Genomic DNA, 16525 nt, shown 5'->3' on the forward strand with positions numbered 1-16525 from the left:
CCCCCTTTACTGTACTTTATTTTTAAATATCTAAAATTGACTTTTTAAGAATTTCAAATTCTTCACTCACTTTTTTAGCATAATAGACAGCTTCATTGAGATTTCCACGTCTTGCAGAAAGCTCCACTTTAAAGGAAATATCCTTTAATTCATATATATTTATTTCATCAGATAAACTTTTTATTTTATTTGCTAACCTTTCAATAGAAGACAATTGTTTTTCCTGCAGAGCCTTATTGAGTTCTTCTATGGAATATGATAATTCTTTCATAAGAATTGGTTTTTCTTTATTAAGAATTCTACTTTCATCATTAAAAAACTCAACTTCTCCATTTTCATCAAATCTTATACTAAAATTTTTCAAATTTTCTTCCTTGCTACTTACAGCATGACTCTCAATCACATTAAATAGCTTATCCATCTTTACAGGTTTTGGTATATAATCATCCATACCCTTTGATAAAAACCTTTCCTTATCACCCTTTAAAGCATATGCAGTAATAGCTATAATTGGTATATGATTTTCAATTTCTTTCTCCCTTATTATTTTCGTAGCTTCTATACCATTCATTACCGGCATTTGGATATCCATGAGTATTATATCATATTTTTTATTTTCATACATTTTTATTGCTTCTAAACCATTGCCTGCAATATCAACAATGTATCCTCTTTCTTTTAACATTCGTCCTATAACTTGTTGATTCAACTTATCATCTTCTACAAGCAATATATTTAAATTTTCAGTTACTTTATTTATCTTAAAAGTCTGTTTTATGTCTTTTTTCAATTCTTTACCAACAGGGAACATTAAAACAAAATAGAAGCTACTTCCTTGTCCAAGTTTACTTTTAACCAACAAATTTCCACCCATTATCTCAGTAAGCTGTTTAGATATGGCAAGTCCTAATCCTGTTCCACCTACTGTTCTTGTTGATGAACTATCTACTTGACTAAAGCTTTCAAATATTGTGTTTATATTCTCTTCCGATATACCAATACCTGTATCAGTTACACTAAATTCTAACTTAACATGTTCATCAATAGTTTCTATATTCTTTACTTTTAATGAAATTTCCCCATGTTCCGTAAATTTTATTGCATTACTAATTAAATTATTTAGCACCTGCTTTAATCTATTTGGATCTCCTAAAAGAAACTGAGGTATAGTAGAAGAAAATGTGTAATTTAATTCAATTTGTTTATCAAGTGCAGTTGAAGAATTAGCTTTTATTATTTCCTCTATAAGATTTTTAATATCAAAATTAATATTTTCTATAACTAATTTTCCAGCTTCAAGTTTTGAAAAATCTAATATATCATTAATAACCTTTAGTAAAGAATTTGTACAAGACTTAGCTGTCATTAAATTTTCTTTTTGCTCACAATTTAAATCAGTTAGAAGAGTCAAATCTACCATACCAACTAATCCATTAAGAGGTGTTCTAATTTCATGACTCATATTTGCCAAGAATTCACTTTTAGCTTTACTAGCTGCTTCAGCTTCTTCTTTTGCCTTTCTAAGTTCTATTTCCTTATTTTTTCTATCTTTTATGTCCATTAATACAGCAACAACCACCCTTTTTTCACCAAAATATACAGGAGTTATACTTAATTTAAGCCATACCTCAATTTCTTTATTTTCTATTATTACTACATTATTAAACTCCATATTTGTAGAAATATTAAACTTTTCAGCAAAGGTTATTGCTTTTCTTAAACTACAACTTTTACAATTTTCTCCATGACCACAACCTCTTTTATCATCAAAACTATTTTTGCAGCAAAAACCATTTCCAACTGCTTTTCCAATAATTTGTGTTTTTTTAATGTTTAAAAATTTTAACACACAATTATTTACTGCATAAACTATTCCATCTTCATCAAGAATTACTACCCCTACAGGTACAGAGTTAAATAACGCTTTAAATCCATGCTCCTTGTTTATTAATTCTAATTCAATACTTCTAATTCTTGTAATATCTCTAAAAACTACAACTATTCCAATGAAGTTTCCTAAGTCATCTTTTATAGGTGAACTATTAGCTGAAATATACTTTTTTCTATTATCCTTTGTTATTAGCCCTGAATTTTTGGTAAGCCCAACTGACTTTCCTAATTTAATTACATTGTCAATTGGACTTTTAACTTTTTCACCTGTACTAATATTTATTAAAGGAAAAATAGTATTAAAACTTTCATTTTCTGCTTCCTGTAATGACCAACCTGTTATTCCTTCTGCTGCTGAATTTAAAAACGCAATTTTTCCATCCATATCAACAACAATTACACCATCAGCCATACAAGATAACGCATTAATTAAAAATGAATTATTATTATCTAAAATACTATTTTTAATCATTTATTTAGCTCCAATTCTTTGTCAGTTAAAGCAATTCTAGGCGAATTGTTTTTGCTATATCTTTTGCTTTCATTTACTTTTTTTAAAAGTTCTAATACTTCAGGACTAAATTTTTCTGTTTTACCATAATAATTATCTATTTTCTTCAATTTAAATCTTTCCACTTCTTCTTTTAACATTTCAGCTTGCCCATAAAGTTCTTCACTTGCCGCTGCAATTTCTTCAGAAGTTGCAGAATTTGTTTGAACTACATCGGATACCTGCATAATTCCTTGATTAATTTGTTCAATGCCCAATGCTTGTTCATTTGATGCTTGAGCTATACTTTTTACAAGTTCTGCTACTTCTGAAACATCTTTAACTATTTCACTTAATGCTGACGCTGTTTCAGATGCTATTTTGGTACCACTTTCAACTTTTTTAATGGAACCTTCAATCATATTTGTAGTTTCTTTAGCTGCATTAGCAGAACGTTCAGCTAAATTTCTTACTTCTTCTGCAACTACTGCAAAACCTTTTCCATGCTGTCCAGCTCTTGCAGCTTCAACTGCAGCATTAAGAGCAAGTATATTAGTTTGGAATGCAATTTCATCTATAACCTTAATAATCTTTGAAATGTTTGAAGATGATTCATTAATATCTTCCATGGACTTTAACATTTCCTTCATGTGTTCATTACCTTTAATTGCATTTTCTTTTGTAGTATATGCAAGTTCATTGGCTTTACCTGCACTATTATTATTTTCACTTGTTTGCGATGATATTTCTTCCATGGAAGCAGTTAGCTGTTCAATTGAGCTTGCTTGTTCAGTACTTCCTTGAGAAAGTGCAATACTTGAATCAGATGCTTGCTTTGCTCCTGCTGCTACTTCTTCTGCTGCAGCATTTATATTTGACATAGCTTCATTAATATTAATTGACATTTTCATAAAAGCATCTGCTAATATACCTATTTCATCCTTAGTATCTACATTTACATATACATCCAAGTCTCCTTTGGCTATACTATTAGCAGCATTTACAATTTGATTTAAAGGTTTACTTATCATATTGGCAAATAACAAACCTATAACCACTGCAAGTACAGCTCCCACCATTATGACTATAATCATAATTATAGATTGAGTTTTATAGCTTGCAATATTTATTGCATTTTTTGTTTCCGCATTTTTCTTATTTAAACTTATCAAATCTTGAATTGATTGATCGCTTTTTTCTCTCAAACTTGCAAGTTGACTCATTTTAGAACTTACTTCTAAATAGTTGCCTGCCTTCATTAAGTTTATATGTTCATCTAATGTATTTTTATATGTAGTAAAATTATTTTTTAAAGAATTGAATAAATTTCTTTCCTCTGAAGATTCGATAGTTGGCTCATAATCTTTTTGTATTTGATTACATTCTTCTATTAACTTTTGAATATCATTTATCCTTTGTTGTAACTTGGAGTTGTCTTTTTCATACAACATTGACAAATAATCTGAACGGATAATAAATAAATCTTTCTGTACATTTTGAATATTCTGTACTTGGAGTAAATTGTTTTTATACATGTCTTCACTTCTGCTGTTAATGTTCTTCATATTGGTAATACCAATAATTCCAACCACTCCAATGAAAATTACAAGCATAACAAAATACAAAATAATCTTAACTTTTATTTTTAAATTGTAAAACCATTTCATTTTTCATCCCCCTCATTGTTAAATATCATTAAACATTTCCTTTAAAATCGTTGTATTGATCAAATGTTCAGAATAATATCATATCACCCTTTATCAGCCATTACTTTTGGCTTATTATAATTATTCTTGGTTAATTCCACAACATTCTGAACAGACTGCATAAATTAAACACTTTTGAAATGAATTCTCAATTAATAACTCTTTATCATAAAGCTTGTATTAGCAATTAGCTACTTATTTTTAAGAGTTTTGATATTTATTCTTTGTGTGTCAATTAGTTTTACATATACTTTATTCATTAGGAGCGAATGTTTACTTATTGGCTATAATTATACTATGCTGGGAATATGTTGTCAATTTTTGATGTTATATAAGTTAATTAGTAAATTAACGTAGATAACAAATTCTTAAAAATTCACTTACAATAACATATAGTATTAAATTTTTCTATATATTGCTACTGAATTAATATTAAGTTATACTATACTTAAAAAATTATTTTTATATAGAAAAAATACATCATGTAAAGAATTAAGCTTTTATCCGATCGCTACCATTGCTAATACCCCCACTTTTTTGTATGAAACTCCTTCTCCTATTGTCAAAGGAGTAAGTGATTCGCACAAAATCATAGATTTTGGCTCTCTACTTAATTGGGAGATAAGCACTGCTAAGCGCCTAGATAAGTTCTTCTAAGATTCAGATGTAGAGATGTATTCCTCACAGGCAAACTCCACCTGAGTCTAAGAATCACTTGATCAAATAGATATTTGCAATCTTAATTCTAAAACTTATCTTATATATAGGAGGTCTTTTATTATGAACATATTAGTTTGTGGTGGTGCTGGTTATATAGGCAGCCACATGGTTGCTTATTTACTAGAAAATGGTCATGAGGTTGTTATACTTGACAATCTTCAAACAGGCCATAAGGATTCACTTTTAGGTGGAAAACTTTATATTGGAGATTTAAAAGATAATGAAATTTTAGATAAAGTTTTTACTGAAAATAAAATTGACGCTGTTATAGATTTTGCAGCAAATTCTCTAGTAGGTGAAAGTGTAGAAAATCCATTAAAATATTTTGACAATAATATTGGTTCTACTATAAAGCTTTTAGAAGCTATGAATAAGCATAATATTAAATATATTGTATTTTCATCCACAGCTGCAACTTATGGTGAACCTGAAAATATACCTATATTGGAACAAGATAAAACTTTTCCAACAAATCCTTATGGTGAATCAAAGCTTGCAGTAGAAAAAATACTAAAATGGTGTGATAAAGCTTATGGCATAAAATATACTGCATTAAGATATTTTAATGCTTGTGGTGCTCATATAAATGGAAAGATTGGAGAAGATCACAAACCTGAAAGTCATCTTATTCCTATAATTTTACAAGCTGCTTTAGGTAAAAGAGAAAAAATAATGATCTTTGGAGATGATTATAACACTGAGGATGGTACCTGTGTAAGAGACTATGTTCATGTATCAGATCTTGCTTCTGCCCACTTATTAGCTTTAAAAAGGCTTAAAAATGGCGGAGAAAGTAAAATTTATAATTTAGGTAATGGAAAAGGTTTCTCTGTTAAAGAAGTTGTGGATGTAGCAAGGAAAGTGACAGGTATAAATATTAAGGCTGAAATTACTGCAAGGCGTGCAGGAGACCCTGCTACTTTAATAGCATCCTCTGAAAAAGCTATAAAAGAACTGGATTGGGAACCTAAATTCAACTCTCTTGAAACTATAATAGAAACTGCATGGAAGTGGCATAAAAATCACTTGAATGGTTACGAAAAGTAACTTTGTTAAAATATTTATATTAAAGTTTAACTGTAAATTACATTACATCCTCTTTTTAGAGGACAGAGAACAATTGACAGGGGACAGTGGAAGAAAACTCACCTTCACTGTCCTCTGTCATCTGTCAATTGTCCTCTCAAAAAAATTGTATCACAATATGCTTATTATACTAAGTTAAAATTTCATTCTCCTCTAGTTCTATTTTTAAACCAAGTAGTATATTCAGCAAATTCACACTATTTTGTTAATTTTCATCAAGTTTCTGCTATTATTAACGAAATTACTAGTAAGTTCCAACTTTTTAATTTAATTGACATTAGCCCCATAGAAAGGAGATATATTATGAAAAGTATAAGATCAAAACTAATTCTAGCAATTTCTTCAACATGTATTATACTTATTTTGATTTCCTCTATAGTAAGCTATGCTATATCATATAAGACCATTACTAAACAATCAAGTGATCAAGCATTAATTGCTTCTGAAAAGTATTCAGAATTAATCAACGGATGGCTTGATGGACAAGCAAAAATACTTGACGAAACTGACTATGCAATAGAAAATCTAGGTAATTTTGATGAAAACAGCATATCAAATTATCTTCAATCTAAATTAAAATTAAATTCTAATATTACTGATATTTATATTGGAATGACAAACAAAAAAATGATAGATGGTTCTGGTTGGAATCCTCCTGCAGATTATGACTGTACTCAAAGAAGCTGGTACAAATTGGCCATGGAAAAGAATGGTCTAATTTATACACCACCATTCTTGGATCAAACTACAAAAAAAATGGTAGTTTCCATAGCTAAACCTGTAACAAAAAACGGACAAGTAATAGGTGTTATTAGTACAGATATTAATTTAGACCTCCTTACAGATACAATAAAAAAAGCTTCACCTATAAATAATAGTTATCCTTACTTAATGGATTCAAGCAATAATATTATTATTCATCCAAATAAGGATTTTCAACCTAAAGATAAAGAACTTAAAAATTTAAGTAATGTATTTGATGGCAAATATATGTCAATTACTTCTAAAACCTCCTTTGTCTTAAAAGATTATGATGGTACAAATAGATATTTTGTGTCATCAAAGGTAAAAGCTTCAAACTGGATTATAGGATTTGCTATACCTACTAAAGAATTTAACAAACCTCTAAATTCTTTAGTTGTATATGCTGTTATTATATTAATAGTATCTTTAATTTTTTCTTTAATATTTGCTTCATATCTCAGCAGCAAACTAGCTGGCCCTATATCCTTAATAACAAAGGATATCAATAAATTAAAAAATTTTGATTTTGAAAATGATGATGATGAGTGCAATAAGGCATTAAAATATAAAGATGAAATAGGTATTATTGCTCATTCTGTATTAAATTTAAAACAAGAACTAAGAAAAATTGTTGAAGATTTAAAAAATAGTTCAGATAACATATTAAAATACTCAAACAATGTATCCTCTTCTGTAGAACAAACAGTTATGTCCATTACAGATGTAGCTAAAGCTACGAGTCAATTAGCCGAAGGTTCAGTTGAACAGGCAAAAGAATCAGAAATAGGACTTAAAAAGTTAAATAACTTAGCAAACAAAATAAATGCTATAGTATTAAAAACTAATGAAGTAAAAAAATATTCATATTTAACTAATGATGTTAATAAAAAAGGCATGTCTTCCATTTTAGATTTATCTTCTAAATTGGAACAAAATAATGATGCTAGCCAAAAGGTAGCCAAAAATATTAATATTTTATCTAAAAAATCCGAATCTATTGGTGCTATAGTAAATACCATAGAATCCATAGCTGAACAAACAAATTTGTTAGCTTTAAATGCTGCTATTGAAGCTGCAAGGGCTGGAGAATCTGGAAAAGGATTTGCAGTGGTTGCAGATGAAGTTAGAAATTTATCTGAAGAAACGGCTGCTTCTACAAAAGAAATTTCTAATATGATAAAGGAAATTTTAGACGAAATTAATTCAACTCAATTAAACATGGTAAATGCTGAAAAAATAATCAAAGAAGCTAATAATTCTATGGCTGAATCTGAAAAATCATTTAAAACAATTGAAGATTCAATAAACAAAATGATAACATATATTGAAGAACTTACATCTGAAATTAATGAAGTTGAAGAAAATAAAGAAATTGCCATTAAATCCATTGAAGGTATATCTGTAATATCTGAAGAAGCTGCTGCTTCTACTGAAGAAGTTTCAGCATCCATGGAAGAACAATCTAGTGCTATGGAAATTATATCTTCTAATATGGAAGAGCTAAAAAATATTACAAATAGTTTAAATGAAATAGTTGCTAAATTTAAACTATAAGGTAAAGGCTATCTTAAAAATGATTTTTAAGATAGCCTTTTTGTTTATATTTTAAATTTTTGAACCATTTCGTTAATTTTTTGCGCAAGTTCAGCTTGACTTTGAGCAGATTTAGAAACCTCACTTACAGCTTTTGTTATTTCATTTATACTGCTCGTAACTTCTTCTGAACCAGCTGCTGATTCCTGTGAAGTTGCTGATATATTTTGAACTGAACCACTTATATTGCCTATATCATCATTCATTTTATTTGATAAAGCTGAAATTTTTTCAGACATATCTCTTATGTAATCAGAATCTTTTTCATACTGCACACCTGTATTCATAAGTAATTCATAACTAGGTTTAACAATACTTTCCATGTATTGTAATATATCTTGTCCACTTTTCGATAAACTGTCAAATGCATTCTTTACTTGAGATACCATATTTTGAATATTGCTCACAGCTCGAGAAGATTGTTCTGCCAAATCTCTAACTTCATCAGCAACCACTGCAAATCCCTTTCCCTGTTCGCCAGCTCTTGCTGCTTCTATTGCAGCATTTAATGCAAGAAGGTTTGTTTGCTCTGCTATACTTCCAATGGAATCAGCCATAATTTTAACTTGTTCAACCACCTTACCATCCTCAATTGATTTTATAATATTGTCTCGCTTTTCATTATATATTATTTCTCCATCTTTTATGTTTTTAGCTGCTTTATCTTTTATCTCAATTGCACGTTTACTTATTTCTTCTGAAGAATTCTTAGCATCTATTGATCTGTTTAGTAATTCGCTAGTTGATGTAGAAATATCCTGCATAGATGTATTTACTTCTTCGGTTGTTGAACTCAACTCTTGAGCTCCTTGTGAAATTTGTTCAGTTGATTCATTTGCAGCTTCCATCATAGATGTAATTTCCTCAGTAGTTGCAGATAATTCCTCACTGGAAGAACTTATATCTCCTGCACTATCCATTATTGAACTTATTAATTCTTTCACATTTTCACAAGCTTTATTTAAAGCCTTCCCTAAATTTCCTATTTCATCTTTCCTATCCACTTCTATAGATTTACTTAAATCTCCTTCTCCTAGAGCTTCTGCAAAAACTAAAACTTTATTTATTTCCATTGTACAAAATATTTATTTTGTATAATTCATATATAAGTATACTTTTTTTTGTAATTTTATGCTAATTCGATTTAACAGATCATTAAGCTTATCTCTCTCCTCATTAGATCATCAAATTCTACTTTTATATCACATAAAATATACTAAATTTTTTTAGCTTGTATATCTCTTACAAGCTTCCTTAATTAATTAACAAAATGTTTTCTTGAATGGATAAAATACATATGCTAAAGTAATTGTAATATATAATAATAATTTTTTAGGAGGAATGACATTGAATAAGTTTTCTTATTATTTAAAAGATTGTTATGGCTTAGATAAATTTTCTAAATATCTTTTAATTATTGCTCTTATTTTCTCACTAAATAGAAATAGTGTAATCATAGGGATATTATTAGCAGTTTATGCTACTTGGAGAACTCTTTCAAAAAATAAATATAGAAGATATCAAGAATTGCAGGGCTTCGAAAATAGCATTCTTATAATTAAACAAATGATATATAGATTTAAAATGAAAATTAATGATTTTAAATATTATAAGGTATTTAAATGTCCTCATTGTTCTCAAAAACTTAGAGTTCCTAGGAAAAAAGGCAAAATACTAATTACATGCAAAAAATGTCATACTGAATTTCATGGTAGAACTTAAATAAAAAATAAACTAGAAACAATATAAAAGTTTCTAGTTTATTTTTTATTTAAATCTTTATACTCTCTTTTATTTTCTGGTTTGTCCCTGACCATATATAATATATTTCGTGGTAGTCAACTGCTCAAGTCCCATAGGCCCTCTAGCATGAAGCTTTTGAGTACTTATCCCTATTTCTGCACCGAATCCAAATTCACTTCCATCAGTAAAACGTGTAGATGCATTTACATATACTGCTGCTGCATCAACCTCATTCAAAAATCTCTGGCTATTTTTATAGTTATTCGTAATTATAGCTTCAGAATGTTTGGTTCCATATTTATAAATATGATCCATTGCTTCATCCATGGAATTCACAACTTTAATAGCCAAAATCAAATTTAAATATTCAGTTTCCCAATCTTTCTCCTCAGCTGAAACTATATCCTTTATATACTTTTCTGTTTCTTTACATCCTCTTATTTCAACCCCTAAAGATTTCAAAGTTTCACCAAGCTTTGGTAAAAATTTTCGAGCAGCATTTTTATGCACTAATAATGTTTCCATAGCATTACATACAGCAGGTCTTTGAGTTTTTGCATTGACCACTATATTTTCAGCCATTTCTAAATCAGCATCTTCATCTACATATACATGACAGTTTCCAACTCCAGTTTCAATTACAGGTACAGTTGAATTTTTCACTACATTTTGTATAAGGCCTGCTCCACCTCTTGGAATAAGCACATCTATGTACCCATTCAGCTTCATCATGCAGTTAACCCCTTCTCTATCAGTAACTTCTATAAGCTGAATACTTCCCTTTGGAAGTCCTGATAGTTCTCCTGCCTTGATTATAGTATCTGCAATAGCTTTATTAGAATTTATAGCTTCTTTTCCACCTCTAAGAATTATAGCATTTCCAGACTTTATACATAAAGCTGCTGCATCTACAGTAACATTAGGTCTTGCTTCATAAATAATTCCTATAACTCCAAGCGGTACTCTCATTTGGCCTATTTGAAGATCATTAGGTCTTCTCCACATTTTTAATACTTGGCCTATAGGATCATCCATAGAAGCAACATTTTTGAGACCTAATGCCATATCTTCTATTCTCTTGTGATTTAAAGCCAACCTATCTAGCAAAGATTCTGTCATACCGTTGCTTTTACCTTCTTTTAAATCTTTTTCATTTTGTTCCAGTATAAAAGTTTCATTATTTATTAAAGCTTCACTCATACTAATTAGTGCTTTATTCTTTTCTTCAGCACTTAAATAAGCAAGTTTTCTTGATGCTTCTTTAGCTTTTAAAGCCTTATCAAATATATAATTATTAATATCCATCTTTGTACCCTTCCTTTAGTTTATGTTTTTACGATATCACCATATTATTACAATGTATTATTTCATCATAATTTTTATACCCTAATTTATTTTCTATTTCATCTGAATTCAAACCTTTAATTTGTTCAATTTCACTTGAACTATAATTACTTATTCCTCTTCCTATTTCTATACCTTTAAAATTTTCAATAGATACGATTTGACCTTGTTCAAAAAAACCTTCAACATTCACTAATCCTTTAGGCAAAAGACTCTTATGATTATAAAAAATAGCTTCAAAGGCTCCATCATCCACTACTAGCTTTCCTTTTATATCCGTACTAAAGGTAATCCAATGCTTCCTAAGAGGAAGTGGATGCTCATTAGGTGCAAATAATGTGCCAACTTCTTTTAAATTAACAATATCTCTTATAACATTTTCATGTTCACCATTTGCTATCACCATTGAAACACCTGCAGCAGTAGCAATTCTTCCAGCACTTATTTTTGTAGCCATTCCACCTGTACCTAAAGAAGATCCTGCACCCCCGGCACAATTTTCAATTTCTTCTGTAATTTCTTTAACTTCATGTATAAGCTTTGCATTAGGATTGGTTCTTGGATTACTATCATATAATCCTTCAATATCTGAAAGCAAGATCAATAAATCCGCTTCAACAAAAGAAGCTACAGTAGCAGATAAAGTGTCATTATCTCCAAATTTTATTTCATCTACTATAATGGCATCATTTTCATTTACTATAGGAATTGCTCCCATTTCAGCTAAAGCAAAAAATGTATTTCTTGCATTTAAAAATCTAGTTCTATGAGAAATATCATCCTTTGTTATAAGAATTTGTGCAGCTACTTTTCCATATTCTGAAAAAATTTTTTCATACATATGCATAAGTATTCCCTGACCTACAGCAGCTGCTGCTTGCTTTTCTGGAATAGTTTTAGGTCTACTTTTAAGTCCTAATTTTCCAATTCCAGCAGCAATAGCTCCTGATGTAACTAGCACCACCTCTTTGCCTTCATTATGCAAATCAGCTATTTGCCTAACAATTTTTTCAATTTGATTTAAATTTAAGAGACCACTTTTGTGTGTTAAAGTAGAAGAACCAACCTTTATGACTATTCTTTTTACGTTTTTTAAATATTTTTTCCTAAGCTCCATAACCTTTTAGTTGCAAAACGCAACTTAAACCCGCCACTTAAAATATAAACATGCGTTATTAAAATCATATAATGTAAAATGTATACCTTCATATTCTATGTTATGAAATTCAATTTAAAGCATAATTTTGACTAACGAAATGAATGCTACCTATTATCACAATTTATCATGAAATGATTACTTTAAAAATTGACCTGTTCACATTGGCAAAGTTTGCAGCAGATTTTTTACCACCTTCCCTATTTTTTGCAGTGATCAATACTTAACATAAATTTAATGGATCAGTAAACCTATATTAATCACTAATAAGTTCAACTGAGTTTTAGATAATGTAAAAATATCTAAAACTTAATTAAACAAATACATTTTTGATGTCCTTGCCCACATCTTGATTCTTATTGTAGAACTTTCAAAATATTATAATTTTCAATTTTCTTTTCATATATAATAATATATATTTGTCACTTATGCAACCACATGTATATATCTTTTTAAATTTTCAAGTGTTTTTTTTCATTATTTTCTTCTTTTCATACATTCTTTTATCTGCTATTTTTAAGAGTTCAGCAATATTAGTAGAATCCTTTGAGAATTCCGCAAGTCCATATGCAAATGTAATTTTTACATATTTACTAAAGTCAAAGGAATAATTCTTTAATGCAATATTAATTCTTTCAATAATGTCAAGAACTTGAAGTTTGTCTTTATTGACAAATATCACTTCAAATTCATCTCCCCCACTTCTTCCAAAAATATCACCATTATCAATTTCAGATTTGAATATTTCTACAAATTTCACTAAAAATTCATCTCCAATATCATGACCATAATTATCGTTAATTGTTTTTAAATTATTTAAATCTATTATGCATACAACAAAAACTTTATTTGAAATAATTGCTTCATTTAGGGTTTTAATGAATAATTCTCTAAAATACCGTCTATTGCACAAACCAGTTAAACTATCATACCTTGACATATATAAGGTATTTTGTATTAATTCAGCATTTTTTAAAGCTATAGCAATTTCATTACACAAGTGCTTAACTAAAAGTTTATCCTCTTCTGAAAATTTACTATTATTATATATATTAAATAAACTAATGAATCCAATTATTTTATCATCAATGACAATGCTGTTACATAAAAGTTCAACAGGAATCTTATTAAACATACTTTTCCAATGATCATATATATATTTTTTTCTAAATAGAAATTTATCTAGTTCACTTACTATTGTAGGATCGTTCAGTTTATCTAAATAATAACGCTGGTATACAGGTATATCTTCAATGTCATAACTCATTTCCAATTGATCAAAAGAATATCCTTTTGAAGCTTCATAGATTAATTTACTATTTCTTAAAAATAAAATGCTTCCAACTTGTGCATTAGGGATTATCTCCAATGACTTGTCTAATATCATCTGAACAGAATTTCCAACTTCTTCAGAGCTCAATATTTGATTACTTATTTCCATCATTGAACTTGTTATATTTTTCATTTGTTCTATTTTATGTCTTTGGCATTTTAACAATTCATTTGCTTCCTGCAATTCTTTTGTAACTTCATTAGTGAGGTGAGTAAAGGCTCTAATTACTCCAATATCCTTATTATCAAAAAAACTTTTTAAGGAACATTTTTTATTAATTATTGCTTCTTTATTATTCCTTGATACTTGTTCTCCTTCTGAAAGTCCTAATATTGTCATAGTTGCATTTAATAATTGATTTGAATTATTACCAGTAAAAAACTCTCCATAAGTAAAAAATCCATAAGCAGGAGCTATTTTATTTAAAGGTATTGTTTCCAATTCAATATTATTTTGCATGAAAGATCTTCTTATAGAACATGAATAAATAAATACCCCTTCTATTGGCTTATCTTGTAAACTACCAACTATGTTTAAAGAATTATCAATTATCATATTAACATTACCATAACCAAATTGAACCTTATCACCAGTTTCTACATTCCCAAGAAAAGTCATAGATCCATCATCATGACATTTAAAAGGTACTCTAGCTATATTTATATTATTCTTTTTTATTATTAGAGGAAATTCTGTAGCCGACATAGGTAATTCTTCAGCTACTTTATCACCAAGATACTTTTTATAAATATCCATAGTTTTTATATTATTTATTGTAAAAATTCTATTATTTATTGCTTTAGTAATGGTCATTAATTTTCCAATGGAACACCAACAAAAGCTATATTCAGTAGTAACATTAAGTTCTTTACCTGTAAGAGAAGCTGCTGCAACACCATTTTGTATAATTTTTTCTTTTGTAAATACAAACGTTTTCTCAAAATATCCATTATCACTAGCTTTTCCACCACAAACTATGATATTAGAATTTGCTTTCTGTATTCCTTTAATTATGCCATGTCCACTCATTAACAAACCTTCTGAAAATAAAATAATAACCTTTGTGTTTTCTTCAACTAAATCCTTTACAATACAATTTCCTAATTTATTTTCATTGTCATGGTTATTTAAAATTTTTGTTTTAACTTTGGTTTTTTCAAAAATTGAAAAAGATACTATAGTAGCTTTAGTGCAAACTTTTCCTTCAAATATTTCTCCAGCAGTGGTTGAACCTATAATTTCTGCTTGAGGAAGTAAGGAGGTTATTTCATTTATAATTCTTCTAATAAATTCAATTTCAACTACTCCAGTAAAAATTTGAATAAGAATATTACATTCAGTATCTATATTTTTACTATAAATAAAAGATTTCATTTTGATAAAATTAGTATATATAAATCCATATTGTTTCATGCCGCACCTCCTAATAAAATAGTTATCTTAATCCTCAGAATATCTAATTCTAATTATAATACAAAATTTTATAAAATTATTATATCACATTGCAATAATGTAAATATAATAATTTAGTATTTTAATGTAGTTTATTTATCAAATCTTATAAAAAGAGAAATAAGCTATACTATACCTATTTTGTAAATTTAGTTAGGTATAAATATAGCTTACTTTATCATATATGGAAATCATATTTATATTATTGAGGTCTACTTATAAACATTTGACTAAACATATTGCTATAAGGTCCACCTTGCCTTATTCCTATTCCTATATGAGTAAAATCAGGATTTAATATATTTTTTCTATGACCTGGAGAATTCATCAATGCATTTTCAGCATTTTGAACGCTCTGGTTACCAGCAATGTTCTCACCAGCTGCAACATACTTTATTCCAAAGGATTTCATCATATCAAAAGGACTTCCATACTTAGGTGAACTATGACTAAAATAGTTATTATCTATCATATCTTGAGCTTTAATTCTAGCTACATTACATAATTGAGTATCAACTTTTAATGCAGGCAAATTATTTTGAACACGAGCATCATTTACCATCTTTATCATCTGCTGTTCCGCGGAACTTAAAGTACTGGAGTTTGTTTGTGCACTTGGTGTTTTGGGTATGTTTGTTCCTTGTGCAGCACCTCCAGTAGTACTTCCTTGCGGTGCTGTTGCAGTATTGTCAGGTGTAGCTTGAGGTTTTTTATCATCAACTACCACAGCTCTACCTTGCTCTGTAGGTATAAAACCAATTGAATTGTCAGGAAGCTTTACTGCATACCAATCTTGAACTTTACTAACTACATCATAAGAATTTCCCTTACTTGTTCTTTGTATTACAGGTGCATCATTAGCGCAGCTTCTTCTTATACTGGTATTGTCATCAGTTATTTTTATTCTTTGAACATTTTCTGTTCCATATGCCGAAGATTCTACTCCGCCAATAGGTTGTGCTTTCTTTGGCATAGTAGCATTCTGCCTAGCTGTGCATCCAAATAGAGAAAGGGATAATATACATATAGAAAAAATAGATATTTTCTTTTTCACTGCATTTCCACCTTTCTTTGTAAATTTATATTATTTAATGAACACCTATATTATTAGTAGATATTATGTATTTTATTTATGTAAGTTTTTACACAATAAATTTATAAAATTAAAATATGCAAATTTATCTATAATATATATTTACATATTTTAATTTTATAATTATTATATAAATATACATATTTTATGTAATTGGTTTGTTACGCTAATTAAT

The 16525-nt window shown here is 28.6% G+C and carries 9 protein-coding genes and 1 pseudogene; 3 read left to right on the forward strand and 7 right to left on the reverse strand.

The annotated features are described in order from the left end of the window. Positions 1-22: 22 nt before the first annotated feature. Together Q6H37_RS15670 and Q6H37_RS15675 are read right to left on the reverse strand one after the other, a co-directional pair. Positions 23-2362 (reverse strand): response regulator, encoded by a 2340-nt coding sequence (locus tag Q6H37_RS15670; RefSeq protein ID WP_318733800.1) that lies wholly within the window; start codon positions 2360-2362, stop codon positions 23-25. Beyond that, complete coding sequence (locus tag Q6H37_RS15675) at positions 2359-4047, reverse strand: methyl-accepting chemotaxis protein (protein ID WP_318733802.1); 1689 nt, start codon at positions 4045-4047, stop codon at positions 2359-2361. Before Q6H37_RS15675 ends, Q6H37_RS15670 begins: the two co-directional genes overlap by 4 nt. Before the next feature lie 819 nt (positions 4048-4866). Here Q6H37_RS15675 and galE point away from each other — a divergent pair. Both galE and Q6H37_RS15685 read left to right on the forward strand, forming a co-directional pair. Continuing rightward, positions 4867-5853 carry a UDP-glucose 4-epimerase GalE gene (galE, locus tag Q6H37_RS15680; RefSeq protein WP_318733804.1) on the forward strand — a complete coding sequence of 329 codons (987 nt, stop codon included), beginning with the start codon at positions 4867-4869 and terminating at the stop codon, positions 5851-5853. A gap of 342 nt (positions 5854-6195) precedes the next feature. Then, positions 6196-8190, forward strand: coding sequence for a methyl-accepting chemotaxis protein (locus tag Q6H37_RS15685; protein ID WP_318733806.1), 1995 nt, complete (start codon positions 6196-6198; stop codon positions 8188-8190). A 44-nt stretch (positions 8191-8234) separates the two neighbouring features. Here Q6H37_RS15685 and Q6H37_RS15690 read toward each other — a convergent pair. After that, positions 8235-9302, reverse strand: a pseudogene (locus tag Q6H37_RS15690) (methyl-accepting chemotaxis protein); the annotation flags it as partial. 274 nt (positions 9303-9576) lie between these two features. Here Q6H37_RS15690 and Q6H37_RS15695 point away from each other — a divergent pair. Further along, entirely contained in the window at positions 9577-9951 is a 375-nt protein-coding gene (locus Q6H37_RS15695) for a hypothetical protein (RefSeq protein WP_318733808.1), read from the forward strand. A 69-nt stretch (positions 9952-10020) separates the two neighbouring features. Here the strand turns inward: Q6H37_RS15695 and Q6H37_RS15700 are convergent, their stop codons facing one another. The 4 genes from Q6H37_RS15700 to Q6H37_RS15715 form a co-directional block, all read right to left on the reverse strand. Further along, positions 10021-11277 carry a glutamate-5-semialdehyde dehydrogenase gene (locus Q6H37_RS15700; RefSeq protein ID WP_318733810.1) on the reverse strand — a complete coding sequence of 419 codons (1257 nt, stop codon included), beginning with the start codon at positions 11275-11277 and terminating at the stop codon, positions 10021-10023. Positions 11278-11305: 28 nt separating this feature from the next. Then, a complete protein-coding gene (gene proB / locus Q6H37_RS15705) occupies positions 11306-12433 on the reverse strand; it encodes a glutamate 5-kinase (protein WP_318733812.1) in 1128 nt (375 codons plus the stop codon). Between the two features lie 499 nt (positions 12434-12932). Further along, positions 12933-15218, reverse strand: coding sequence for a diguanylate cyclase (locus Q6H37_RS15710; RefSeq protein WP_318733814.1), 2286 nt, complete (start codon positions 15216-15218; stop codon positions 12933-12935). 241 nt (positions 15219-15459) lie between these two features. Beyond that, positions 15460-16311 (reverse strand): CAP domain-containing protein, encoded by an 852-nt coding sequence (locus Q6H37_RS15715; protein WP_318733816.1) that lies wholly within the window; start codon positions 16309-16311, stop codon positions 15460-15462. Positions 16312-16525 lie beyond the last annotated feature (214 nt).

The organism is Clostridium sp. JS66, from assembly GCF_033561535.1.
GTDB classification, from domain to species: domain Bacteria; phylum Bacillota; class Clostridia; order Clostridiales; family Clostridiaceae; genus Clostridium_AM; species Clostridium_AM carboxidivorans.